Source organism: Methylobacterium sp. J-067, assembly GCF_022829465.1.
GTDB classification, from domain to species: Bacteria; Pseudomonadota; Alphaproteobacteria; order Rhizobiales; family Beijerinckiaceae; genus Methylobacterium; species Methylobacterium litchii.
Genome location: NZ_JAKSXZ010000033.1, coordinates 1 through 731, shown reverse-complemented (window position 1 = coordinate 731; position 731 = coordinate 1). Strand labels below are relative to the sequence as shown.

The window sequence follows — 731 nt, the reverse complement described above, 5'->3', positions numbered from 1 at the left end:
CGCGATCCGGTCGCAAAAAGACCAGCGATCAGGTCGTTTCCGACCCGACCGCCGTATGCTTGCCGAACATGACCGCCGGAGAAAAACGCTCTCGCGCCCCCAACAGTCACATTCCCTCTTCACGATGTAAGATATCTTCGCGCACCACACAGCGACCGGGAGCCATAGGGCCCTCACGCTCGCCGCAGGCGGCAAACTCTCTCTTCTGACAAAATCCGGATCGGGAAGGCTCGCACCTCACGGCCTCACCCGCGCCAGCCCTACACAGGCTCGCGGGCAAGTCCCAAAAGAAGTGGAGCCAGACGGGATCGAACCGACGACCTCATGCTTGCAAAGCACGCGCTCTCCCAGCTGAGCTATGGCCCCGTACTGAGAATGGTGGGCCTGGGACGACTCGAACGTCCGACCTCACCCTTATCAGGGGTGCGCTCTAACCACCTGAGCTACAGGCCCGTGCCGGTCTCCTACGTCACGCATGTGACGCAAGGACGACCCGCTGTCCGGATTATGTGAGGAAGGAAAACGAGGACGGCGCCCTCAGGCTGTCCCGCCAATGGGACCCTGACAGGTCCCTGGTATCTAATAGCGCCGTCCGTGGAGCGGACCGGCGAACCGGCCATCCAGCTGACAGCACCCTTAGAAAGGAGGTGATCCAGCCGCAGGTTCCCCTACGGCTACCTTGTTACGACTTCACCCCAGTCGCTGACCCTACCGTGGTCGCCTGCTCCCCT

The 731-nt window shown here is 62.0% G+C and carries 2 tRNA genes and 1 rRNA gene; all 3 read right to left on the bottom strand.

Going from position 1 to position 731, the window contains the following annotated elements:
- Window positions 1–293: 293 nt before the first annotated feature.
- Window positions 294–366: transfer RNA gene (locus tag MKK52_RS02335), tRNA-Ala, on the bottom strand.
- A 10-nt stretch (window positions 367–376) separates the two neighbouring features.
- Window positions 377–453: transfer RNA gene (locus tag MKK52_RS02330), tRNA-Ile, on the bottom strand.
- 187 nt (window positions 454–640) lie between these two features.
- A 16S ribosomal RNA gene (locus tag MKK52_RS02325) occupies window positions 641–731 on the bottom strand; the annotation flags it as partial.